This window comes from Stenotrophomonas sp. AR029, from assembly GCF_047520695.2.
In the GTDB taxonomy this organism is placed as follows: Bacteria; Pseudomonadota; Gammaproteobacteria; order Xanthomonadales; family Xanthomonadaceae; genus Stenotrophomonas; species Stenotrophomonas sepilia.
This window is the reverse complement of record NZ_JAXBQQ020000002.1, coordinates 621,915-645,462: the sequence shown is the minus strand read 5'-3', so window position 1 is coordinate 645,462 and position 23,548 is coordinate 621,915. Positions and strand designations below refer to the sequence as shown.

At 60.3% G+C, this 23,548-nt stretch carries 21 protein-coding genes; 9 read left to right on the top strand and 12 right to left on the bottom strand.

Features of this window, described 5'->3' with window-relative positions; all coding sequences use genetic code 11:
* Positions 1-136: 136 nt before the first annotated feature.
* Genes ACM0PB_RS09490 through ACM0PB_RS09480 form a run of 3 tightly spaced genes read left to right on the top strand, consistent with a single transcriptional unit; the run spans position 137 to position 1,899 of the window.
* A complete protein-coding gene (locus tag ACM0PB_RS09490; RefSeq protein ID WP_414604626.1) occupies positions 137-1,000 on the top strand; it encodes a hypothetical protein in 864 nt (287 codons plus the stop codon).
* On the top strand, positions 997-1,359 hold the full coding sequence (locus ACM0PB_RS09485) for a hypothetical protein (protein ID WP_414604627.1): 363 nt from the start codon (positions 997-999) through the stop codon (positions 1,357-1,359). Before ACM0PB_RS09490 ends, ACM0PB_RS09485 begins: the two co-directional genes overlap by 4 nt.
* 45 nt (positions 1,360-1,404) lie before the next feature.
* Positions 1,405-1,899, top strand: a complete 495-nt coding sequence (locus ACM0PB_RS09480) for an ABC transporter permease (protein ID WP_414604628.1) — start codon at positions 1,405-1,407, stop codon at positions 1,897-1,899.
* A gap of 144 nt (positions 1,900-2,043) precedes the next feature.
* Here the strand turns inward: ACM0PB_RS09480 and hxsA are convergent, their stop codons facing one another.
* The 6 genes from hxsA to ACM0PB_RS09450 all read right to left on the bottom strand — a co-directional run bounded on the left by hxsA (position 2,044) and on the right by ACM0PB_RS09450 (position 7,676).
* A complete protein-coding gene (hxsA, locus tag ACM0PB_RS09475; protein ID WP_139103652.1) occupies positions 2,044-2,715 on the bottom strand; it encodes a His-Xaa-Ser repeat protein HxsA in 672 nt (223 codons plus the stop codon).
* Between the two features lie 2 nt (positions 2,716-2,717).
* Positions 2,718-3,887 carry a His-Xaa-Ser system radical SAM maturase HxsC gene (hxsC, locus tag ACM0PB_RS09470; RefSeq protein WP_414604629.1) on the bottom strand — a complete coding sequence of 390 codons (1,170 nt, stop codon included), beginning with the start codon at positions 3,885-3,887 and terminating at the stop codon, positions 2,718-2,720.
* On the bottom strand, positions 3,874-5,337 hold the full coding sequence (gene hxsB, locus ACM0PB_RS09465; protein ID WP_241875613.1) for a His-Xaa-Ser system radical SAM maturase HxsB: 1,464 nt from the start codon (positions 5,335-5,337) through the stop codon (positions 3,874-3,876). Before hxsB ends, hxsC begins: the two co-directional genes overlap by 14 nt.
* A gap of 19 nt (positions 5,338-5,356) precedes the next feature.
* Complete coding sequence (locus ACM0PB_RS09460) at positions 5,357-5,662, bottom strand: HxsD-related protein (RefSeq protein ID WP_065185954.1); 306 nt, start codon at positions 5,660-5,662, stop codon at positions 5,357-5,359.
* 123 nt (positions 5,663-5,785) lie between these two features.
* Positions 5,786-6,154 carry an H-NS histone family protein gene (locus ACM0PB_RS09455; RefSeq protein ID WP_414604630.1) on the bottom strand — a complete coding sequence of 123 codons (369 nt, stop codon included), beginning with the start codon at positions 6,152-6,154 and terminating at the stop codon, positions 5,786-5,788.
* Positions 6,155-6,275: 121 nt separating this feature from the next.
* Complete coding sequence (locus ACM0PB_RS09450; protein WP_414604631.1) at positions 6,276-7,676, bottom strand: site-specific integrase; 1,401 nt, start codon at positions 7,674-7,676, stop codon at positions 6,276-6,278.
* A 320-nt stretch (positions 7,677-7,996) separates the two neighbouring features.
* Between ACM0PB_RS09450 and ACM0PB_RS09445 the strand changes: the two genes are divergently transcribed.
* From ACM0PB_RS09445 to mobQ, 5 genes are all read left to right on the top strand, one after another.
* Complete coding sequence (locus tag ACM0PB_RS09445) at positions 7,997-9,832, top strand: KAP family P-loop NTPase fold protein (protein ID WP_257470709.1); 1,836 nt, start codon at positions 7,997-7,999, stop codon at positions 9,830-9,832.
* A complete protein-coding gene (locus ACM0PB_RS09440) occupies positions 9,832-10,584 on the top strand; it encodes a Qat anti-phage system associated protein QatB (protein WP_494533342.1) in 753 nt (250 codons plus the stop codon). The genes ACM0PB_RS09445 and ACM0PB_RS09440 overlap by 1 nt, the downstream gene beginning before the upstream one ends.
* Positions 10,584-11,891, top strand: coding sequence for a Qat anti-phage system QueC-like protein QatC (gene qatC / locus ACM0PB_RS09435; RefSeq protein WP_259344799.1), 1,308 nt, complete (start codon positions 10,584-10,586; stop codon positions 11,889-11,891). The genes ACM0PB_RS09440 and qatC overlap by 1 nt, the downstream gene beginning before the upstream one ends.
* A complete protein-coding gene (gene qatD, locus ACM0PB_RS09430) occupies positions 11,891-12,631 on the top strand; it encodes a Qat anti-phage system TatD family nuclease QatD (RefSeq protein ID WP_239508254.1) in 741 nt (246 codons plus the stop codon). Before qatC ends, qatD begins: the two co-directional genes overlap by 1 nt.
* Before the next feature lie 557 nt (positions 12,632-13,188).
* The gene (gene mobQ, locus ACM0PB_RS09425) at positions 13,189-14,769 is read left to right on the top strand and encodes a MobQ family relaxase (RefSeq protein ID WP_241875631.1); all 1,581 of its coding nucleotides are present in this window, start codon (positions 13,189-13,191) and stop codon (positions 14,767-14,769) included.
* A 608-nt stretch (positions 14,770-15,377) separates the two neighbouring features.
* On the opposite strand, the gene ACM0PB_RS09420 is transcribed toward mobQ, so the two are convergent.
* The 6 genes from ACM0PB_RS09420 to ACM0PB_RS09395 all read right to left on the bottom strand — a co-directional run bounded on the left by ACM0PB_RS09420 (position 15,378) and on the right by ACM0PB_RS09395 (position 21,434).
* Positions 15,378-16,280, bottom strand: a complete 903-nt coding sequence (locus tag ACM0PB_RS09420; protein WP_414604632.1) for a plasmid partitioning protein RepB C-terminal domain-containing protein — start codon at positions 16,278-16,280, stop codon at positions 15,378-15,380.
* Positions 16,277-17,173, bottom strand: coding sequence for a plasmid partitioning protein RepB C-terminal domain-containing protein (locus ACM0PB_RS09415; RefSeq protein ID WP_241875636.1), 897 nt, complete (start codon positions 17,171-17,173; stop codon positions 16,277-16,279). Before ACM0PB_RS09415 ends, ACM0PB_RS09420 begins: the two co-directional genes overlap by 4 nt.
* On the bottom strand, positions 17,170-18,669 hold the full coding sequence (locus tag ACM0PB_RS09410; protein ID WP_495495121.1) for a recombinase family protein: 1,500 nt from the start codon (positions 18,667-18,669) through the stop codon (positions 17,170-17,172). Before ACM0PB_RS09410 ends, ACM0PB_RS09415 begins: the two co-directional genes overlap by 4 nt.
* 269 nt (positions 18,670-18,938) lie before the next feature.
* The gene (locus ACM0PB_RS09405; RefSeq protein ID WP_241875643.1) at positions 18,939-19,943 is read right to left on the bottom strand and encodes a reverse transcriptase family protein; all 1,005 of its coding nucleotides are present in this window, start codon (positions 19,941-19,943) and stop codon (positions 18,939-18,941) included.
* Positions 19,918-20,220: a helix-turn-helix domain-containing protein gene (locus ACM0PB_RS09400; RefSeq protein ID WP_074900852.1), complete on the bottom strand. Its 303-nt coding sequence runs from the start codon at positions 20,218-20,220 to the stop codon at positions 19,918-19,920. The genes ACM0PB_RS09405 and ACM0PB_RS09400 overlap by 26 nt, the downstream gene beginning before the upstream one ends.
* Before the next feature lie 821 nt (positions 20,221-21,041).
* Positions 21,042-21,434 (bottom strand): barstar family protein, encoded by a 393-nt coding sequence (locus ACM0PB_RS09395; protein WP_329888745.1) that lies wholly within the window; start codon positions 21,432-21,434, stop codon positions 21,042-21,044.
* A 422-nt stretch (positions 21,435-21,856) separates the two neighbouring features.
* Between ACM0PB_RS09395 and ACM0PB_RS09390 the strand changes: the two genes are divergently transcribed.
* Complete coding sequence (locus ACM0PB_RS09390) at positions 21,857-23,545, top strand: ShlB/FhaC/HecB family hemolysin secretion/activation protein (protein ID WP_414604633.1); 1,689 nt, start codon at positions 21,857-21,859, stop codon at positions 23,543-23,545.
* Positions 23,546-23,548: the final 3 nt, after the last annotated feature.

Here is a 23,548-nt window from a genome sequence, read left to right as displayed (position 1 = left end):
GTTGTTGGCGTAGTCACAGGCTGAACGGATGCAGTGCAGGCATGCACCGATCATGACGCAAGGCCTACGCCCCGGGTAGACTCTACGTGTCACGTAAGTTTGTGGCAAGTCCATCCATCACGGAACGAGGGGCTGTATGAAGAACGGGGCAGTTCTGGTTGGCGCGCTCGCGCTGGCCGTATCGACAGGCGCCAGCGCCCAATCCACGACCGCATCGGGCCTGCTTCGGCAGATTGGTGGGGCCCTTTCTGGAAAGTCTGGGTCACAGGCCAAGGTGTCCCACCCCCTGTACGCCGAACCTGCCGGGATGTACTGGGACCTGGACGAGGACACCCTTGAGGGTGCCCAGCACCTGCGCGAAGGTCTGTCCTCCACTGGGGCGCAAGGGATCGACATGTGCGACATGGGCCTGTTGGCCATGGCCTATTCCTCCTACCAGTTGCGGCCTGACAAACGGCAGTGGTGCTTGCGGCAGGCGTGGGTGGGTGCAAAGAGGACGACTGGCAGCCAAGAGGCGGAGCCCTCCGCGGCGATGATCGAGAAGCGCTTCGGGCCTGCTTTCGACGCCCGGCTGGAGCGGTTCAAAGGGATTCGGCGGTATGCCGTTCGCCCGAACTTCAAGGCGCTGGGTGGGGTCAGCTACAACGCGGATCGGGGCGTCATGGAAGTGTTCGTTCCGATGCCGCAGATCTCGGTTGCTGGGTTGAGTGTCACGGGAAAAAACTTCGTCCCCTGGATCCGCAAGACGCCCACGGGCGTGTCCAGCCCTCCGAACGCGGGGCGCTACCGGTTGCTGATCCGGATGGACCCCGCTGAAGCGGCCAACCTCGCGCGGCAAGGGCGCTCTTTTCAGGACGACCGCGTGGTGTTCTGGGTCAATCGGGTTTGGATCGACGGCACGGAGCCCAAGATGGACGTGACCGTCGAGAAAGTGAGCTTGGGCTATCGGAACGAAACGATCGAAGTGGACGTCAACAAGAACCAAGGAGAAGGTGCATGAAGCGTGGAATGGTAGTCGCTGCTGTAGCCATTGTCGGCTTGGCCGCATGCAGCAAGGCGGAACAGGGACCGTCGGTGGAGCAGGTTGCAAAGGGGTACGAGCAGTATTTGAACGCGAACCTGGTGGCCGAGCTGGGGCAGCGGGTGGAAGTGCGTGGCTGGGGGGAGTTGAACGCCGACTGCAATCCGAGCGGGCCCGAACGAACGACGTGCGTCACGGGCGGCACCCTCGATGTGATTGGTTTCCAAGGAGGGCGTCAGCTGAAGGAGGCTCCGGCGCCCGTGCCAGCACAGGCAGACCTGGTGTTTGAGAAACGGGCGGGGCAGTGGGTGCTCATCGACGCACAGAAGAAGCCCTGATCGGTCCTTGCAACCCGCCCTCGTTTTCGCTCATTTGGAGGTTTCATGAATGCCCATGTCCGCTCTCACTCGACCGCATCCCATATGCAGTGGGGCCTGCTCGCACCCGCAACGGTCCTCCTGGGCGGTGCTGGCCTGCTCGCCTTCGCAGGCGGTGCAGAAATTTCTGGAGAGCTGGGGCTTGCCTGGCAGGCTGTGGCGGCGTTCTCGGCTGGCGTTGGCGTGCTGGCGCTCCTGCTGCTGCTTTACGTGCTGAACTGGCGGGCTGCGCGCGTTAGGGCAGCCAGGGCGGCCAACCCCTTCCTGGAACCGAAGCGCGGGGGCTTTTGGAAGGGGGCATTGATGGGCACGTTGGTTGTGGTGGCCGTGCAGATCGGAAGCATCGGGGTGGGGATCTTCTACCCTGGCCTGATCGAGTCGGAACGCAACTTCTTCGTGTCTGTCCCGCCCTTGGCGTTGGCCGCCCTCTACACCGTCTTCCCGATTGCGCCACTGATGGGCGGGTTGATCGGGCGCATGTGGCGCGCCACCAGCCTGTAGGGCGGGCCGGGTGCTTCTGACAGACATCAAAGGGGCAAATGCCCCCTTTCAGCGGTTCGCGAAAGATGCCGGCGACGATGGCCGCCTACGCCCTTCGATGCTCGATCTGGCCTCCTAGAGCCGCGGGATCGAGGGCGTCGAGGGCTAGATCCGCACGCCAAGTGCGTCCAGGGTAGGAGTCGTCATCGTTCCGGTTGCCCGGATGCCGTGGGCCAATTGGAACATTCGCAGCGCCGATTGGGTCTCAGGAGTGAGGACCCCGTCGATGGCACCTGGATCGTAGCCCTTGGAATAGAGCGCTGCCTGGACACGCATGATCAGCAGCTTGAGCGCATCGGCGTCCCGTCCCTCCGTGACCGGCTTGTCGTAGGTGCCGGGCTCCAAGGTCAGGTTGTTCGTGGATCTCGAGTTTGCTCGGGTGGCTGGATCCAGATTCTGGGTTGGGTAGCTATTCAAATGGCTGCCGCCACTGCTGCCCGTGCCAGTGGTTCGCGGGGCTGCTGGGGCCACCGGTGCCGCTGGCGCGGTGTAGCGGGTGGGCGGGGGCGTATAGGTCGCCGGTGGCGGGGTGTAGGAGCGATACGAGCTTCCCGACCCGGACGAATGGGAGCGATGGGAACTGTGTGATCGATGGGAGCTGTGGCTGCGGTGCCCTGCATACAGGTTGTGCCGGCCTGCATTCAACGAGGTGCTCAGGACGGTCGCGTATTTCCCGTCCATCTCGGAGAGCCTGGAAAGGTCGGACTGGCCCTTTGGCGGCTCCGTGCCCAAGGTCCCCAAGGTGGCGGCGCCGACGATCATCAGTGCGTTGGACATGATCAGGTTTCCAGGACGGGAGAGATGGACCGGCTGGTCCAAGCCGGTGTGACCCACGAGAAGAAGCCGCCGCACCGCTGCCGAACCGAGCAGCCGTCACAGGCGGGCAGGTAGTCGTTCTTCCAAGGCGAAATGCTTTGCGCGGCGTAGGGCCAAAGCGATCGGTCCAACGCGCACAAGGGCAGGTTGTAGAGCGAGACCGGTATTCCGCCCTCGGCCAGCAGCCCCACCGCTTCGGACAGAACGTCACCGTAGTCCGCTGGATCGGCCCAAAGCTCACGCTGATGCGCTTTGGCAAAGCCGATGGGCTCGATGCCCATCAGTGCAACGTGTTCGACGAAGGGCAGGTTGCGCCAGATGTAGCGGGCCAGCTGTACCAGCCGTTCGACCGTGGGCTTGACCAACACGACTCGGATCTCCACCCGCTGCTGGGCGGCTTCCAATGCGTAAAGCCCACGAAGGGTCTGAGCGAACGCCCCCTCGCTTTGCACCACGTAGTCGTGCAGGGCATAGCGGTCGCCGTAAAGCGGAATGCCCCAGCTCAGGTTGGGATGGAGGCCTGCAAATTTGGCATGCAGGCCAGGCCCACGCAGTCGGCCGTTGGACAGGATGTGCAGGTGCGTATTGGGCAGCACGTGCGCGCATTTGGCCACCACGTCGACCAACCCGTCGCCCAGCAGGGTGGGTTCCCCGCCGCTGATCGCCAGCGAAGGTTCTTCCGGATCGATGAGGTCAATCAGATCCAAGAGGTGCCTCACCCGCCAATCGTCTTGAACGTCTCGGGGCGGCTGGGAGCACATCAGGCAGTAACTGTTGCAGCACTCGGTGGCGAACAACACATTGCCGGTGTCCCCGCGCCGGTAGCGGATCGCCACCTTCTTCTGCAGGGGATTGAGCTCCACCACGTCCCCAGGCTTGCAAACACCCGGCGGACCCTCCAAGTGAACGAGAGGGGCCTTACCGGGTGAGCGCAACCCGCTCGAGGGCAAGACTGCACCCCAAGGCAGGTTTAGCAGCTCATTGCTGGCGTGGTCCGCTGGGACGCCCCGCAGGTCCAGGGCCAGGCGCTCGAAGGGAAGTGGTGATTGGGCAAACTCTGCCAGCGACACGACCTTGAGCAGGCTGGCCTTCGCCGACGGCGCCAGCTCGGCTTTGGTTTCAAGCGGCAGCATGGACGGCGTCCTCCATCGATGGCTTCGGGTTGGCCCAGGAGCGCATCAACCCTTGGACGTTCCGGTCAGCCTTCTCGTATCGCTCCAGCAGAAAATCAAAGAGCCCCATGTTCCGCCGGCAGAAGTCGCTGCTGGGCCGATGGCCGATGGGATCCGCTTGGCGGGCGTAGTGCTCGATCGGATCAGCCCCGCACATCGGGACAAACGCGCAGTCGGAGCACGTGGGTAGTGCCTCGGCGACGCCGGCGTCCAGCAAGCGGGCCATGGCGGGCGAGGACAGCCATTGGCTGACCGGTTGGCTGACGTGGCCCAAGGCAAAGGCATCGTCCCCCATGGCGGCCAGCATGCGTGCCTCATCCGACGGATAGACCCGCCCATCATGGTCATAAATGACGGCGCCCAACCCGGCTCCAGAAGGCGATCGGAGATCGACGTAGCCGTGCCCGAAGGACGTGAAGAGCTGGGAGAGGAGGAGAGACGCGTAGGACTCTTCCATGGCGTAACCGGCCAGGTTCACCGACAGCAAGTGATCGAAGGCGCGCCGGTAGAAGGCAAGGAAGTCTTCCGTGGGGTAGCCGGTGCGCCGGGCCGTCTTGGTGGCGAACCCGTAGGGGCTCAAGGGACGTAGGGAGATGCTGTGGAAACCCAGCTTCCGGTATTCGTCGATGATGGCCTCAGGAACTTCGAGGCTCTGGCGGGTCAGCGTCGTCAGCGCCGAGACGCCATCGTCTCCCAGCCAACGGCGTCCGCGTTCAATCCCCTCCACAGTGCGCCGGTAGCTGTCGCGGCCGGGCCGGGGGCGATTGGCGTTGTGAAGCCATTCGGGACCGTCCAGCGAGGTGGAGAGCTTGAAGCGATGTTCGGTCAGAAACGCCAGCTGGTCGTCGGTGAGGTCATGCAGGGTGGATGCCAGGACGAATCGCAGGGTGCGTCGGGCGCTCCGATTGCGCTCGACGGCCCGCCGGGTGATGGCCTTCACTTGCTCAAAATTGAGCAGGGGCTCACCTCCTTGGAATTCGATCGTCAGTTCTTGGCTCGGCCATTCGAACAGCCGTTCCACTGCCTGTTCGGCGTGCGCACTTTCCATGTCGAACGCAGTGGCGCTCGTCTCCTGCCGCGACACCTGGCAATAGTTGCAGGTGTGGTGGCAACGCAGGGAAACCACGAAGATGTGGAGAGCGGGTCCACCCATCAGGTAGGACTTTCGGCTACGGATTTGGCTAAGCAGAGGCGCCAAGCTGCTTCGGTCGGTGCCGGCAACGGTCAGGTGCCGGGCTTCCAAATCCGCAAAGAGGGCGGACTCGGTCGGAAGCTGGTGGTTCACCAGGCGCTCGACGTCCTCCATCTTCATCAAGAGCCAGTCGCCTGCCATCGACGAGACGAAGGCCCGATCGTGATCCCACGGCAGGCGCCGGAACCGCAGAGGCAACAGTTGGTAGTCCGATGGCACGGCGAAAGCCTGAGCGGGTCTAAACCTCGACATGTGGCATCACCGGCTGTGCTTGGTTCAGTGCTGCGCGAAGCAACTCCTGCTGCAGCCGGCTCGTCTCCGCTCGGACGGCCGCCCGCAGGCGTTCGTCCAGCAAGTCTCGGGAAAACCGGGCCCAGAGGTCCTCTGGCAACTTAGAGCCGTCCAGAGACCAAAAGCCAACGATGAGGTTGGCGCCTTGGCTACGAACCTCGACACCAAGCTCGCCGGTATAACGATGCGCGGCCCGAGCCGCGACGTCGTCTGAATACAGTGCGCGATCAATAGTGAATTGCGAGCGTTCCATTGCTCATCCCCCCTGGATGAGTGAACTTTGCTCCTGAGCAGCCCATGTTGCAAGTCGCCAGAAGTCGAAATTCTCCTCTGACTCGAGCCTGCCTTGAGTGCGTTCGGAGCCCGACGCTGTCGACTATTTGATCAGGAATTCACTGGGCTCTTTGCCCTTCTGCACCAGTGCAGCCAGCCACCTTGGTTGGCGGCCACGGCCGGACCACGTTTCATTAGGGTTGGCCGGATTGCGGTACTTAGGGGCGACCTTGCTTCCGGCGGACTTCGCGGGTTTGCGGCCGGTGCGCTTCTTGGTGGTCTCGGAAGAGGCCGTTGAAACCGCTCCGTAAAGCTCCTCTATCGTGTAACCATGATCTTTGACGTATTTGTTGATCTTGGCTCGCATGGCAGCAGCTTTGGGCCGAGTCAGCACTTTGGTTTGCTGCTTTTCTGCCTGAGTAATCAGGGCTTTGAGTTCTTTGGCCGACAGGCCGCTGACATCAATGGTCATCTGTGTGGTCCAAGCGTAGAGGGCTTTAGCGTAATTCCAAATGGAATTCGATGCGAACGCGCCCTGATCAGCCTAGGCCCCCTCCAGAACTTGGCTGGGGCCTGGGCAACAGCTGCTGGTATCACGGATGGAACTTGCTCGGGTCCCGCAACTGTTCCGCAAACTGCCCACGCTGGTAACGCGGCAGTTCCACGTTGGGCTGATACAACTCCAAGGCGCTGATCTGCTTGCTCCGGGTTACCTGCGGTTTCTTGTGGAGATAGTGCTTGCGCAACACCTGGACCCGATCCCGGGGATCGGTGCTGTGGCCGGTTACCAGCGCAATCTCCCTCTCCGGAACATCGTTCACATCAAGCTCGGTCGCCAGGGTGTGGCGGAAGGCATGGAACCCGATCCCTTTGGCGAACCCAAGGCTCTTCAAGTAGCGGCCGAAATCCACCACGAATTGCTGGCTGTAGCGGGCGTTGGTCTCTCCGGTCTTCCGGTTCACGCCGGCAGAGAGGAGGGGGAACAGCCGCGGGTGGCCAGTGGCCTTCATGTCTTCGACGAACTCGAGGAAACCGGCGTCCAATAGGGGCTTGGCGATGGGGACGATGCGCATGCACCCGGCTCCCTTCATGCTTTGCCGGCTATGCCGTTGGCGCTTCGGATCCGCGGCGAGGTCTTCATCGATGGTCTTTTGGAAGGCGATGCACCAGATGCCGCGCTCCTGGAGGATGTCGGTCAGCTTCAGCTGGCACACTTCGTTGACGCGAGCGCCCGTGTAGAGGCCAATCATCGGTGCCCACCAGTGCTGCGGCTTTCTCGCCCAAGGGATGAAGGCTGCCGGGTCGAAGATGGCCTGCAGGTCTCCGTCCTCGAACAGGCGGATGGCCTTGTCGGGATCGATGGCGTGATCTTCTTTTGGTTTGCGGAACGCCTTCATGGGCGAGGACGCGATGGCTTGCCCGTTGGCCAGGTGGTTGAAGAAAGCAACCAGGAAGCGGCGGTGGCGCTCTTCGGTGGCCGGAGCCAAGGGCGGTACGTCCTGCTCCTTCCCCAAAGTGATCGCGTCATCGAAGCTGAGGCGTTTCAGCAAGGGATCCGACAACAGGTTTTTCGGAGCCCAGCGCAGCAGCTGCCACAATGCTTGGATATGCTTGTAATCCACGCGGCAGGCCGAAATGTTGCCGCAGGTCAGCAGGAGGAGTTTCAGGGTCCGCTCGGTGGCGAGCACTGTCTTGGGATCCAGCTGTCGGCGGCGCATGTCCGCGAGATGATCATCGATCTCTTTGGCCAAGGGACGCGCCGGTGTACCCATGGGCAGTTGCTGGGGATACCGGGTTCCGTTCTTCAGCGCGCTCTTGCGGCCGATTTCGTCCAGCGCTGTCAGGATGCATTCCTGAAGATTGATTGCAGCTTCGCGACCTTGAATCGTAGCTCGTTCAATCCGGAAACGACCAATGTGGATGCCCTCCAGATGAAGGGTGCCAAAGGGTGCGGCAATGTAATCGGTGAGTGCTGCGGAGGGTAGAGCGGTCATCGGTTCACTTCCATCTGGGGGATGGAAGTACGGATAAAACAGGCCGCAAATTCGTCAACCGGGTTGATACAAAAATTTCCGCCCCACTCAACGCCCCTAGACGTTGCTCCGGCTGCGAGGGTGCCCTCACCACCCCGCTAAATCAGTTATCTCCGTGAAGTCCTTTAAAACAAGGGATTTCGAGCGATTTTCAAGCAATCAATAGCAGTCAATTGCGTACTGTTTGCAGAATATTAACTAACAAATTGACCCGACAAACCCACTCGGTTCTATGAATGCTTGATGAACGGCGTTATGTTTGTTAGTCTAATGTGAGAGGAATGACCGCTCGCTTACGCCGGGAGCGGCTCGGCTTTGAATTGCGGAATGGAATCAGGGGGGCGCATATGTGGTCCGATATCGAAACGAAGCGTGACTACCTCAACTATCTGGAACTGGCGGAGGTTGTCTCTGAGGTTCTGCTCAATCCGAACATGCGTCCCGTTTCCGTGGGGGTGTTTGGAACCTGGGGGACTGGCAAATCTAGCCTTCTGAACCTGATTGAGGAGAAGTTGAAGGCTGATGCGGAAGACGATGTCATCATCATCCGCTTCGATGCTTGGCTATATCAAGGCTACGACGACGCACGGGCAGCTTTGATGGATGTCATTGCTCGCCGTCTTTACGAGGCCGCGAAGCAAGACGCGGGTCTCATTGGCATCGCAACGAGCTTTCTGAAGCGCGTGAATACGATGCGCACCTTGGCGTTGGGGGTTGAAGTTGTCGCCGCCTTGCATGGAGTGCCGTTGATGGGGGCGGGCTCCAAAGCAGTAGCTGGTATCGGTAAGTTGATAGCTGGCACCCCAGATGCTGAAGGCACTCAGGATGTGGCGGACGGAGCCAAGGCGGTTGGCGGGCTGCTAGATCCCAAGAAGGTGAAGAGCCCGCCCGAGCATATTGATGCGTTTCGAGACGAGTTCCAGAAGTTGCTTGCGGGTCTGGATAAAACACTGGTGGTCTTTGTCGACAACTTGGACCGCTGTCTGCCGGAACAGACCATCCATACCCTTGAGGCACTTCGCTTGTTCCTTTTCATGGAGCAATCTGCGTTTGTGGTGGCAGCGGACGAAGACATGGTCCGTCACTCGGTGAGCCAGCATTTTGACGGCGCCAACGAACGTCATGTCACGGACTATCTGGATAAGCTGATTCAGATCCCGGTTCGTGTGCCCCGGCTTGGTGTCACAGAGATACGCGCCTACCTTTTCATGCTCTTTGCGGAAGCCAGTAAGGTCGATGCGAGGAAAGTTAGCGAACTTCGAAGCGCCCTTGAGGGGAATCTGCGTTCCACTTGGAAAGAGTCGCCCATGGCCGTCGCGGACGCCGTAAAGCTGGTGGGGGACGATGATGCCATCAGGATGAGCTTTGACATTGCGGAACGTATGTCAGGTCTGTTGGCGAACTCCACGTTCGTTGAGGGCAACCCTCGAATAGTCAAGAGACTTCTCAATGTTGTTCGCCTGCGTGCGCGCATAGCGCAGCGAAGGGGGATGCCTGTCGATGAAGCGATGGTTGCAAAGTTCGCCCTTTTCGAGCGTTGCGTCGACCCGATAGCAGTCAAGAAGCTTTACGCGCTCATCAATGATGCGGCTCAAGGAAAGCCTGACTTGATCGCCAAGTTGGAGAAGGCCGCTGATGATCCGAAGAAATTCGAGGATGCTTGTCCGGAAGAGTGGAGGAAGAGCGCCGCTTTCCTGTACGACTGGATAGGGCTGAAGCCGACGTTGAGCGGGGTCGATTTGCGGCCGCTCGTGTATCTGAGCAAAGAAACTGCGGTTCTTCGTTCCGTCTCTGGTGATATGTCGCAAGCGTCTGCAGAAGCAGTGGGTCGGCTTTTGAACGTAAAGACGATTGCTTCGCCCGCAGCGGGCATGGCGATTGCCAATATTGCTCCAGGCGAGCATGTCGCGGTCATGAGGGAGCTTCTCGCCTCGCTACGGGGACACGCGGACTGGGGTAGTCGCCCAGAAGCGATGAATGGAGCGGTTCTGTTGGCAGACTCGAATGACGACGCTGGTCGGCAGTTGGGTGCATTCTTGGCGGGTCTCCCCGGCAAGAAGTCACCTTGGCTGAAGGCCCTTGTGGGTGATAAAGCTTGGGCTAAGGGAGTAGCGTAATGGGAACGTCAACATCAAGCAGGGGCGCGAATAACCGTAGCCCCCTTGTCCCACCGTGGGCAGACGTAGACGGTGCAGGGCCCGGTCCCGAACCAGAAGAGAATCGCTTCCGTTCCTTCCGCACTCATCTTGGAAAGTTCGTTTCGAGCGGCGATGGCCAGCAGCTCAGCCGGGCACTTGCTAGTTATGCCCGTTCTTCCACAGGCGGCTCTGCCGTGGGGCCCAGGCGTTTCGGCTCAATAGCACAGGCTGGCGCGGGCCTGTTCGGAGCGCTGAATCAGCTCCGAACAAACTCTCCAAATGCACCGGTGAACCTGGCTGCTATGGCAGGAAGGCCAACGCGCGAGGTTATCGACGCGTTGGTCGATGCGTTGGTGCCGGAGAATGGGGATGCTGACCGGATCCGCAGTGCGCTCAACGAAGCGCTATCTCTCTGCTTGGATGGCGTGGCGGCATTCGATTTTGCCAGCATCACGGATGAGATCTTGGTCAATCTGATGGTTGCCTATACGGCTCTGTCGATCTTTCAGGCGGTCGTGCTGGACTCTGATAGGGCGTTTACGAAGGGCGCAACCGCAGACGCTGTGGAGCGAGCTGAGAAGGAACTGATGCAGTTGGTAGAGGTGGTCACTGACAAGCATATGAAGCCATTGCTTGCTGGAAAGATAGCGGCGCTGACCACGGACGACATGCAGGCGGTGCAACTCGCAGCTATCAAGGAAGTTTGGAAGGAATGGGAGGATTACCAGTAATGACTGTCGTCTACGTTCACCCTGATCTGGCTCAGCTTCCGCACCCCCAGGCTAATGTCATTCCAGTCCATCTTTATGGAGGTGTTCCGAACAAGGCCGGGATGGCTGCAATCGGACATGGTCTTTACAATCGGCTGGCTCGTGTAAAGGCAGCCATTGATCCAGTTGCATTCGATTTCCTGTCGCTATCGATGGCGGTCACGGCGGCTGACACGTTCGTCAATCGCGATGACGCTGCTGATGGTTGGGCGCGTGACATTCGACTCACTGTGGCGATCGCTGATCCTGCTCGGTGGACGCCCGTGGTTCCAGCTCTTACTAAGGCACTCAACTTCCTTAGTGGGGACGTTTGGGCAATCAACATTGTCGCGGGTGGAGAGACGCCGCCGGTCTTCAAAGTTAGGAGTAGGTTGATCATCGACCCGGCACCCTGCGATTGCGCCTGCCTTTTCTCTGGAGGGCTGGACAGCGCTATTGGAGTGCTGGATCTCGTAAAGCAGGGTCGCAATCCTATTTTGGTGAGTCACGCCTACACGCACGATGCCCAGCGGCAAAGGGAAATCTTGCCAAAGCTGGGACCTAAGCTTGTCAGATTTGGTGCACAAGCGAGCCCAAGCGGACGCTTGGATGCCAGTCACGACGTGCAGATGCGGACCCGGAGCTTCAACTTCCTAGCGATGGGGGTGCTGATGGCATCCTCATTGGCAGTTCCTGCAGGAAATCGTAGGACTCTGTTCGTGCCCGAGAATGGATTGATCGCCTTGAACCCACCTTTGACTCCAAGGCGGATTGGCGCACTTAGCACCAGAACAACACATCCCTATTACTTGCATCTGATTCAGGGGATTCTGGACCGTGTTGGACTGCTCGTCGATATCGAAAATCCATACGCTTCGAAGAGCAAAGGGGAGATGATGAAGGCGTGCTTAGATCAGGTGCGCCTAAGCGCCATTGTCGACAGGACTGTTTCCTGTGGAAAATGGAAACGCAAAAGAACTCAGTGCGGCCGATGTGTCCCGTGCCTAATCCGTCGTGCTGCTTATCATGGTTCCGGCATGAAAGACGAAACGGACTATCAGCCTGAGGGTCAGGATCTCCAGAACTTTCTTGACCATGGCAATGACTCCGATGATCTGATGGCAATGCTGCTTGCCGTCAGGCGTCTTCCTAAGACCGACGTGGCGAAATGGGTGTCACAAACGGGACCGATGCCACTCGCTGCGGCTGATCGCGATTCTCGCGTAGACGCTGTGCGGCGTGGCATGATTGAGGTAGAGAACTATCTCAGGTCACAAGTCCATTTTTGATGTCGGTCCCGTTTGTAGACATGCATTGCCATCTCGATCTCTACCCCGACCCTGGGGTAGAGATCGACCGGGTAGGCGCGAGTGGTGCCTATGTTCTATCGGTCACTACGACGCCTTCCGCTTGGCTGCAAACGCGAGCATTGGCAAGCCATTATCCGCGCATCAAGACTGCGTTGGGACTTCATCCGCAGTTGGCGGGGGACCGCATTGGGGAGCTTGGGCTGTTTGACCGCCTTTTGCCGGAAGCTCGATATGTCGGTGAGATTGGCTTGGATGGTGGTGCGGACTGTCGGGATTTCTGGGATCGGCAGGTCGAGGTATTTCACCACGTCCTCAACTCGTGTGCTGACCAAGGTGGAAGAATATTGACACTTCACAGCCGTAACGCTGCGACGGAGGTCATGGATGGCTTGGAGAGGCACAAAGGTTTTGGTGTCGCGATACTCCATTGGTTTTCCGGGAGCAAGAAGGAACTGGCTCGGGCAATAGAAATGGACTGCTGGTTCTCCGTCGGAAGCGCAATGGTCAGCGGAGCGAAGGGCCGTGAGCTTGTAAAGCTGATGCCGCCAGAACGTGTGCTTACGGAGACCGATGGTCCCTTTGCAAAGTCGCGCGGTCGAGCGTTGATGCCGGCGCAGTGCACCGAGATCGTTCAACACCTTTCCCAAGTTTGGGGCATGTCTGCTGAAGCTGCTTCGCAGAAGATCTTGAATAACCTGCGAGAGCTAGTTTCGCTGTAAAGGTGCTGCTCCTTTGGCTCGGGCGTTGATTCGCAGGTATTCAATGGTGCTCTGTTGAGCGCCGTTGCATATGCTTGCTCAGTGCGTCCAAGAGTTCACTGTCATCCAGTGAGTGTGCGCCTGCTAAGAAGACCAAGTCGGCCACCCGATGCCGTCGTTTCAACTCTTCCCGCCTTGCCGTTTCCTGCGCTTTTGCTGCCCTTCGTTGGTTGGCTAAGAGCTGTTTCGCTTGCAGTTGGGCCAGTCGTTCTGTAGCTCGGGTGATGCGGTCGTGGTAGTGGCTTGTAGTGGCCATATCTTTCTCCTCTCGTCGTGGCAATGAGTCAATCAGGAAAAAGCGCCTCGTCAAGCTCTTGGACATCTCAAAATGGCAGGTCGCATACGCATGGCGACTTTGGAAAAAAAGAGCATTAAAGAAAGAAGCAAGAGCGCACCTAGGCGTCACTACGTGACGCGTGCGCAAAGGGCTCCGCCCCTTGAACCCCAATCGCTTCCAGCGCTTGCGAAAATCCAAAGCCACGGCATAAACAAAGCCACATCCACTGCTTTGGAGCCGTATGGCCATCTACCATGCCAACGTCAAAACCTTCAGCCGAGCCAAGGGGCACTCGTCCGTTGCCGCTGCCGCCTACCGTGCTGGGCTTCTTCTCGAAGACGCGCGCACCGGGCAGCGCCACGACTACCGTCGGCGGGACGGCGTGGTTGAATCACGCTGCATCATTCCCGACGACGCACCAGGTTGGGCCTTGGTGCCTGCCGCACTTTGGACCGAGGCCGAGGCCGCGGAACGCCGCAAGGATTCCACCGTCGCTCGGGAGTTCGAGTTCGCGTTGCCCCACGAGTTGGACGATGACCAGCGATCGTCTCTCGCCATCGCCGTGGCGCGGGCATTGGTGGACCGCTACGGCTTTGCTGCACAAGCCAGCATCCACAGTCCCGGCAGCAAAGGAGGCATGAATTGGCATGTCCACATCCTAGCAACCACCCGCCGGCTTGGCCCTGACGGCTTCCTGGACAAAACCCGAGAGCTCGACGGAGGCCCTGCGGGCCGGGCCGAGGTCGAGTGGATCCGGGAGTTGGTGGCAGCCACGACGAATGCGCATCTGGAAGCTGCGAATCTGGACGTTCGCGTGGATCACCGCAGTCTGAAGGCCCAGGCCGACGAGGCGCTCGCGCGCGGGGATCTTGTGGCTGCCGCAGTCCTGTCACGCGCCCCCACGCGTCACTTGGGAAAAGACGCGTCAGCCATCGAGCGCCGAGGGGAGTACTCAGAGCTAGGGGAGAGGAACAGGTCCATTCAGGAGGCGAATCAACACGCCTTCGATGAAGTGCTAGCCCGGTTTGAACAGGAAAGCCGGGCCGCGGCGCCTGAGGGGCGCAGTGAAGCGCAGGCCCACCGCGAGGCAAAGCGTTCGACCATCGATCAGACGCTTGCCTTCTCCGATGGGCAGATCGTTGTATCGCACGGGTTGGGCAAAGCCATCGGCGAGAGGCGCTCCGACGGCAGCACCGAGGGTGCTCCCAGGGAGGCCCCCTCGGTGGAGGCCATCCGGATTGAGGTGGTCCGTCAAGGCGACGCGCTCAGGGATGAGTTGGCTGCCCATGCGCTCCATTCCACGCTGAAAGCGGTCAGTGCACTGGCGAGCGGAGAAGTCGTTCCAGAAGAGTGCAAGGAGCATCGTTCGGCGCTCAACGCACTGCTGCTGGGCTTGAAGCGATTTGCAGCAGCATTGGTCCGTTTCCCCAAGCGTCTTAAAGCTGTGCGCCGTGCGATCCGATTGCGGCACATGGCTGAACAGGCGTGGGACGACTTTGTGGCGAACCACCCGGAACCCGGGGTGTCTTGGACGGCTCGTGAGTGGGCCAGGCGTCGCGGCCGCCGGTTGGCCGCTCTGGAGCAGCGGTCTGCTGAGTTGGCTGCAGCCCAAGCTGCCGCAACCCCGGAGCAAGAGGCGATCTTGGCCGAAGACCTACGCTTGCGCGAAGAGTGCTTGGAGGCCGCGAGCGTGGCTGTCTTGGAACGTTGCTCTGTTCGAGCCGAGCCAACCCGGGAGGCGCAGTCGGACTTCCAGGAGTGGCCCGTCACGTCGGACGCGTCCCAGCCATCCGCCATTCCACGGCGCCCCAAGGTGCACTAAACGCAACGAGCCCCGCCTAGCGGGGCTCCTCTCGTTTCAGGTGGCATCCTTCAATGGATAGAAGGCCCCGAGTTCCGCGACACTGAAGGTGACGTGCTCTTCTTGGCGCGGCTCCGCCGCCATTCGTCTGTCGGGATGAACGTGCGGTCCACCACGGCTTCACGTGTGCGCGTCTGGGGCACTGGCGTTGGGGGTGTGAACTTGCCACGCCGTGGCTGGTCCTCCTCCCACTGTCGAATCAGTTCGGCGGACACGTCCAAGGCATGCCTGACGTCTTCGACGCGATCGCTCAGTTGGCGAGAGGAGCCTTGTGACATGAGCCCGATAAGCAGTTGGCTGGCGATTTGGAACTGTGGGTGGGAGAACATGGTTGAGCTCCTTTGAGCCGAGGTGGTGTGCTCATCAAAGCACCATCGCCTCGCTTGGCAACCCGGGATTTTGGGCCTTCTTTCACAGAAGCCGAAGTTGGTCGTGCTGAAAAACCATCAGCTTTGGCCGAGCTGAAAACGCGCATAGGCATGCCGATCGCACTTTCGCAGGGCTGGTCGATGACCGGCTCGCGCAAGGCCAGGAATTGCTCTGAAGACTAGATAGGGAAGCTCAGCAGGCTACCCTGCCTTGAGAAGCTTGATGTCCGCAATGCGCTGAAGCTGTTGAAGATGGTCTGGCTTGTTCTTGGCCAGCCACCGCACAATCGCCGCGTTTTCCAAGAGGGTCGACCCAATGTGGGTTTTGACGATTTCGAGCTGGAGGCTGGCTGGGCCATAATTCTCCTCGAGCAGCTTCGTATCGGCTTGCAACGCTGCCAGCTCCCGTTCCAAGCGTTGGAGAGCCTCGATTGGGGCACCGTTGGCCGTCTTTGCTGCCAATGGCTCTATCAACTGTTCGACCGGCGTGTTTTGGAGAAGCGCGGTTGCAAGCTTGATCGAGTAATCCCCCAGATTCACCATGGTCTGGGCAGCATCGATCTGTCGGAAAGGCTTCATCTTCCGCAGCAACCGAAAGACGCCTGCGGCGGCGGGTTTGTCGGCCAGGATGGCGGTCGCTTCGTCGCAAACGCCATCCAGAAGCCGGAATTTGTCCCGGATGGAGCTGGCCGAGATGTTGAGCACCTGCGACAGTTGTTCCACGGAAACCCCGCGCTCTGCTGCCCTGAGGATCATTCGGTGCTCTTGGACAACCGAAAGGCGGTTCACCTGCTTGTTGTAAGTGTAGCCCTCGTCGTCTGTTGAGATGAGGCAGGGGGCCACGGTTGCTCCCAGTTCCTTCAGAGCCTCCAAGCGCATTCGCCCATCCAGGACCAAGAACCGCCCGGCGGTGCCCCGGTCCAGGGTAACCACGATGGGTTCGACCAATCCCACCGTCCTAACCGAGCTCACGATCTGCTGATACTTGACGGAGGCCTTCGTACCTGCGGGCATGGCAACGCTGTAATGCAGCTGCGCCAGCTGGATATCCACGCAATCCTTTTCAAAGCCCAGGCGTACGCCCGGAGATTGCTTCTTGCTCATCGGGCTAACCCTCTGCGCGGCAGCAGGTCAGCCAGTGGTTGCGGGACGCTGATCAGCCCCTCCGATTGGAGAAGTCCGCAGAACTCTTTCGAGGCAAACAGCTCTTTGAATATCTGCCGAGCCAGGAGGAGCGATTGCTGCGTGAACTCGGCCTTCTTCTGGATGCGTTGGTGCATCTCCACGTCGCGTTTGTAGAGCTTGGCAAGGTCCTCTGGAGTCAGCTTCTTTCGCGGTGCGCCGTGAGCATAGGAGTTTGTTCCCTTCTTTCCGCTTCTAGCTCGATGAGCCAGGATATTTCGGACGACGGTAACCTTCTTTCCCTTGAGCTCACCGGCCTCGTAGGCGTCCATCAGCAACTGTTGCGCATCGCGATCATTTGCCCGGGAGATGTTGACGGCAAGGGCCAAGGAAATGTGGCCGGCCTCCGCGGCAGCGAGCAAACGTCGCTCTCCGCGCTCCATGAGGTTGGCCACGCTGTTCACCCAGGACGGAGTGCAGCCCAGCTTGGTGGCTATCTCCGGGTCCGAGTAACCGCGCTCTCTGAGCACCTGGACCTGTTCCATGGTCTCGGCCGCCCTGGGCGTGCGGCGAGCGACGTTCTCCACGATGCTCATGACGTGGCCGGTATGCTCATCCACGTCCAAGATCAGGGCGGGGATCTCGCGGTGGCCCAACAGCTTGCAGGCCTCAAGGCGGCCTTGGCCGCAGATCAGTGCATAGGGGAGGGACGTTTCATCAGGAGAAGCCCTGCGAACGCTAACCGGGCGTTTGAGTCCCACCGTTTCAATGCTTCGGGTGATGCCACGGTGGATGCGTTGGTTTCTGACGCGCGGATTGGCGACGTGGATGTCGGCAATGGGGATCATCTGAACGCTTGTGCTTTTGTTCGTCACGCGGCCTCCAGCAATGCGGCCCGACCGGCCAAGGCGAAGAACTCCTCCAGCGTGTCCATGCGGTAGGCGTCCAAGGAGAAGCCGTTGTCCTCCATGGAGGGCATGCCATCGGGAGTGAAGTCGATGGAGGGAAGCACGTAGTAATCGTGGGCATGACGGTTACAGGGATCCATCCGGATCACTACAGTCAGATGCGGCGTCAGGCTTGCATCCAGTCGGATGCGCCAGCGGTTAGAGCCAGCGGGTGTGGGCTTGCACCGTGCGATGACGACGGACGTGAGGAGCTCACCGTTCACCCGTAGCAGGCCGGTATCCCGGCATGGCTCGACCCACCCACCGTGTTGGGCTATGCCATCCACCACCAGCTGGACCATCTCGGGATGCCGCTGCCGAAGGGCGCGGTTGATCTCCAAGTAGGCGTAGTCGCGTTTGGGGGAGTAGCCAACCAAGCTATAGGCCCGCAGCAGGCTACCAAACCGATGGCGGAAGGCGCTGCTGGAGGGAACGCCTTCTTCTTCGTCGATCAGCATCCCTGACAGCGCGCCATGCCGCTCGAGCAGCGAGCGCAGGGCTTCCAGCATCTGGCGGTCGTCCAAGTGGACCGAACGTGCCGCGATGATTGCTTGAACGCGCTCGAACAGATCAAACGGAACAATGGCTTCAAACGCATGTTCCTTTCGCACCCACGCCTCTGGCGGGTTCTGAACGTGTTGCAGCTTTAGCTTGAACGACGTCCGGTTGTAGACGTTGTGGCCGACGTATTTCTCATTAGTTAGTATTTGATGGATCGTTCCTCTGCTCCATAGGCCACCCACTTCATTGGGGATGCCTTCTTGGTTCAGGACGGAGGCAATGACTCGCTCGGGCATGCCGTCCTGCAGGAACAGCCGATAGATGCGCAAGACGGTCGCGACTTCTTGCGGAGGCCCGGGCACCAGGATCACACGATCGGTCTGGATGCTCTTTTGCTCTCCTCGAGCGAGCACTGCCTTGGGCTGGAGGTGCTCGTCGACAAGTTGGCGGCGCAAGCCGTATCCCGGTGTGCCTCCTTGTCGGAACCCGTGCCGCACGATGTTGCAGGCCCCTTTGAACACCTTGTCAGATAGCTCACGGCTGTATTCGGCGGCCATGCTGCGCTTGAGGCCAATCATGATGGTGGATGGCAACGAGCCATCGTTCTTGAACGCTTCCGCGCAATAGATGACCGGCACGCCATGGCTCTTGCAGGTGTGAACGTAGGCGGCGGCCTCGTCGGGGTCGGGGAAGCGCCCCCAACGGCTGACGTCGTAGACCAAAATGGCGTTGAAGCCAGGGGAGGGGAGCTTCACATCCCGGAGAAGGGCTTGAAGAGCGCTTCGACCTTTGAGGTTTAGTCCACTCTTGCCGGAGTCCTCGTAGGTCTGGACGATCTCCATGCCGTGCGCCTTGGCATATTCGGCAATTGCCGCAGCCTGGTTCTCCGTGGAGTAGCGCTGATGCTCGGTCGACATGCGCACATACTGGGCAACCGGAATGTGCCGATCGGGAGACTGAATAGCATCGGTCACTGCGTGGTGCGAGGACACGGCCAGCGCTTCCCATCTAAGACTATGTATTCAGCGACCGTAGGCGGGTAGATTGACGGTCTTGTGACGCTTTGAGTTGTTGACTGAACCAATCAAGTTCGTGACGCACGGGTGTGGAGATTAGGCCGCGGGCACCGGAAGGCGCATTGGTTGCAAAGTGGACGCTTCAGGCACGTAAGCCAGCGCCACTTTCCTTTCCCCTAAGTGTTCTCTACCCCGGAAATGCCGGTCGGGAGAGAGGCTGATCGGCGACGGCGTCGCGCGGGAGGCAGAGTGCTTCGTAGCTTCTGAGCTTCTGCTTTTAGGGACTTCCCGCGCTGCTGGTCCAGATTGCCGATGTTCTCAAGTTGGCCAACCAACCCGCGTTTGACCTTGGTATTGGCACTGGTGCCTTTAACCAGAGTTCGAGACTCGTGCATCTCCTTGTGTTTCCTGTTGGGCGCCCTGCTGATCCCATCGCGAAAGGCTCGTCCAGTAACAACTTTGGCGCTCGCCTTCCTAAAGACCTTTGCTTTCTCCACTTTCGAGGCAAAGCCGAACCTTCTTAGGACACGATCCAGCCACCGAACGTCACCGTGTCCGATGGTGTTGCCTGTGATTGCAACGTCATCCACGTAGAGCGAGAACGTGCCTCCCTGGTCCGCAACACGCTTAGCGATCAGGTCGAACATGTCACGGCAGGCCCAAAATGACAGAAGTACACTGGCAGGGGAGCCGGTCGCTAGTTTTCCGTTGTAGCAGACCAAGTCAGCCATCGCATCAGCAACATCCCCAGGGCATTGGAATACGTTTCTGAAAAGCTTGAAGACGCGTTGACGCGTGATGCTAGGGTAGAAATCGGAGACATCCACGGTCACCGTTGCGCCTTCCGCAAGCATGTGGCGTTCGGAGTTGGTGAGGTGAGAGCGCTTCGGGATACCAGAGTGCAAATAGTCCGGGACGCAGATCTGCTTGAGCAGCACGTTAAGTCGCTTCTGAAGCGGCTTAACGACCGCGTTTGGAGCTTGAATTAGACGTTTTTTCCCGGTCCGACGATGAGTTTGGTAGAACTCGCTGAAGTTGTCGGGCCGTTTGCACAGTGCTCGCAGGGCGCTTGGGGTTCCATCCCATTGAAGCACTCGCGCGAGTGCTTTTAAGGTCGGTAGCCGAAAGAACGCGGACGACGTGATGTCATAGCGGTTAGCGCTTTTCCGGGGGAGCGTCATCGTTAGAATCCAGTGTCCATTCCAGAATTTTCATCAGCCTCTTGGCGTTCTTCTGACGTCGCTCCGAGGAGCCTTCAAGGGCTTCGGCGAAGCTTAGGAATGTTGAAGGCGGCACATCGAATACTTCTGCGAACTTGTGTAGAAGCTCGACTGACGCAGCCTTCTTTCCTGACTCGATCTCAGATAGATGAGAGCGTGATATGCCCAGGCGCTCCGCCAGCTCACCTTGTTGCATTCGGTGAACCTCGCGGACCGTCTTTAAAGCCTTGTAAAGCATTTCCTCTCTTCCTGCATGTGTAGATAAAAAGGAGGGTGCTACTGATGAGTCTTAGAGTCCGAATGTCCTGCGCCGTGCTTAGCGATCAAAGTGGTCATACAACTTCCACACGATCATCAAGAAACGGAACAACCAAGGACCACCAAAAACTCGTTTGAACCATTTCAGCAGCAGCTGGCGCTTGTCATCTTTCCTGTCAACAGGTGAGACCATGTTGGTGTCCTCGATGCACCTTTCCGGGATTGGAAAGGCTCCGTTGCTACATCGAGAATGGGGAAACGCCAGTTACTACCCTCCTCCAATCTATGGCTGCGAGCCGTTGCCGCAGCCACCTGACCCTTCCCGATGGTCCCGGCCGTTGCCGGCCGCTGACGCGTCGCTCGGGGTGTTTTGGGCTATTCGCCCTCGAGTAGTCGCCTACTCACACCATGGCACGGATTGTTGCTCCCCGCGATGACGACATCAGCCTAACAGCTAAGCGCCCGTCATGTCGCTCAGAGCGACATCATTTCGCTTCTTGTCGTTCAGTTATTGGTCATAGACCTGTTGCGGCGATGTTGCGTTGGAGCGCGGGTCTCGCGGGTGGCGCCTAAGATCCTTGCGGCACAAGGCTCCTGATGACTAAGATCTTCTTTTAGTCGTTTTGCTTCATCAGCGGGGTGTGTTCGGCGGACTTGTCTTTGGACATGGGACTCGTGGATCTGGGCATCCGGCCACGCCGGAGGGCGGCCGCAGCGGAGCGGGTACAGGGCCGTCCATGGTAACTGCTGGGGCGCAGGGCTGCCGCCACCGGTGGCAGGCCGGTACGGCACGTAAAGGAGTCAGGCCGGGACCAGCGTGATCTGCCGGTGGCTGGTGAAAATCTCCATGACGATCTCGAAGTAGGTCGGGCCTTCGCCCCGTTGCAGGGCCTGCAGCTGGTGGGCAATGGCCTGCGTGTTGAAGCTGCCCGGTGTGTCCAGCTTTGTCTGCAGCCATTGGCGGGTGGTCTCCATGCCCAGGGCCTTGCGGCTGTGGGCAATATCGCGCCAGATCAGCGTGGCCTGCGCCTGGCCGGCCAACGCGCCATAACTGCCATGCAGCAGGTCGTCCAGCGCATCAAGGCTTGGCCCGAGCTGCCACGCCTCGCCAGCCATGAACACGCGGTTGATCTCCGCGTACAGGCTGGCGATGTCATCGATGGCGGCGCCTTCAATCTGTAGGACGATGGTCATGCGCCGACTGTAGCGTGACCCGCGCGCAGGGTGTGTGCGGCTGAACGGATTCGCTTTGCGGGCGTGGGCCGTGCACCGCATACTTGGCGGCTGCACTTCGCTGCACGGCTGTCGTGCAGCCGCATATGCCGCTTTGCAGGTACGAGGCGAACGCTCGTTCCGCAACCTGCCAACGCTTTGCCGCGAGCCCTTGCACCGGGCTGACGCGCGCCCTGCGGAAATTCATCCTTCAGAAACTCCCGCGCCGGCCGATCTGTACTGCGGCATTGCGCCTGTCGCGCGATGCCGTGGCTGTCCATGGTGGCGCAGCCTCGGTTCACGTTCCTGCAGCACTGCGGCTGGCAGGACGATTTCGAATGGAACGTAGCGTGGAAACAGGGAAGAAGCACCCGGGGCCGAGGCTCCATCGTGGTTGGTCGTTGATGCTCGCCGTTGCCGCATGGCCGGCGACCGCCCAGCAGGCCGGTGATCCCGCCGCGCAGGAACTGCTGCGGCAGCAGGAGCGCGAACGCGTGCTGCGCGAGCAGCAGGAACAACGTCCCGACGTCCGCCTGGAGCGGGACGCGCAGAAGGAGAGCGACCGCCTGCCGGCGCAGGAGCACCCGTGCGTACGCATCGATCGCATCGTGCTGGAAGGCGAAGACAGCCAGCGCTTCGGTTGGGCACTGGCGGCGGCCGACCCGACGGACGATCCGGCCACTGGCCGTTGCCTGGGAACCGAAGGCATCAACGTGGTGATGAAGCGTGCGCAGAACGCGATCATCGCCCGTGGCTATGTCACCACGCGCGTGCTGTCCGCACCGCAGGACCTCAACCAGGGCACGCTGGCGTTGTCGGTGGTGCCGGGCCGGTTCCGCGAGGCCGCGTTCTCCGATCCGCAGGGACGGCATCCGGCCCTCGCCAATGCACTACCGATCCGCAGTGGCGGCCTGCTCAACCTGCGTGACATCGAGCAGGGCCTGGAGAACCTGCAGCGCGTGCCCACCGTCAGCGCCGACATCAAGATCGCGCCGGCCGACGGCGAGGGCGCGGCGCCGGGCCAGAGCGACCTGCAGATCGACTGGAAGCAGCGTTCACCGGTACGCGCCAGCGTTACCCTGGACGATGCCGGAAGCCGCGGGACCGGCAAGCTGCAGGCCAACGCGACGCTGTCGCTGGACAATCCGCTGGGCCTGAACGAGCTGTTCTACATCAGCGCCGGCCGTGGCGTGTTCAACGGCCGCGGCAAGGACACCGACAGCTGGACCGCGCACTACGACGTGCCCTACGGCTATTGGCTGTTCGGTGCGACCGCCAGCGCTTACGACTACAGCCAGAACGTGGTTGGTGCCTTTGAAAGCTATGACTACAGCGGCCGCAGCCAAAACGCCGAAGCGCGGGTGGACCGGCTGCTGCTGCGCAATGCCAAGATCAAGTTCAGTGCCTACGCACGCGGCTGGCAGCGCGAGTCGAAGAACTACATCGACGATACCGAGATCGAAGTGCAGCGCCGCCGCACCGCTGGCTGGGAACTGGGCCTGACCCACAAGCAGTTCATCGGCACTGCCACGCTCGATGCCAGCGTGGCCTACCGGCGTGGCACGGGCGCCTTCCACGCACTGCGTTCGCCGGAAGAGATGGCGCAGTTGTGGAACCCGACGTTGCCGCTGGAAGGCACCTCGCGGATGAAGCTGATCACTGCCGACGCGCAGTTCAGCGTGCCGTTCCAGCTGGGCAGGCAGCGCCTGCGCTACACCGCCGCATGGCGGGCGCAGTGGAACCGCACGCCACTCTCGCCGCAGGATCGCTTCGCCATCGGTGGCCGCTATACCGTGCGCGGTTTCGACGGTGAAAGCTCGCTCAGCGGCGAGCGTGGCTGGTCGCTGCGCAACGATCTTTCGCTCGGTATCGGTGGCGGCCAGGAGTTCTACGTGGCTGCCGACTACGGCCGCATCGGCGGCCCATCCGCGCAGTGGCAGTCCGGCCATGACCTGGCCGGCATGGCACTGGGCCTGCGCGGCGGCTGGCAGCAGCTTTCCTGGAATGGCTTCGTGGGTTCGGCGCTGCGCAAACCCGCCCATTTCCCCACCGACTACACCACATTCGGCTTCAGCCTGGCCTGGCGCTACTGATCT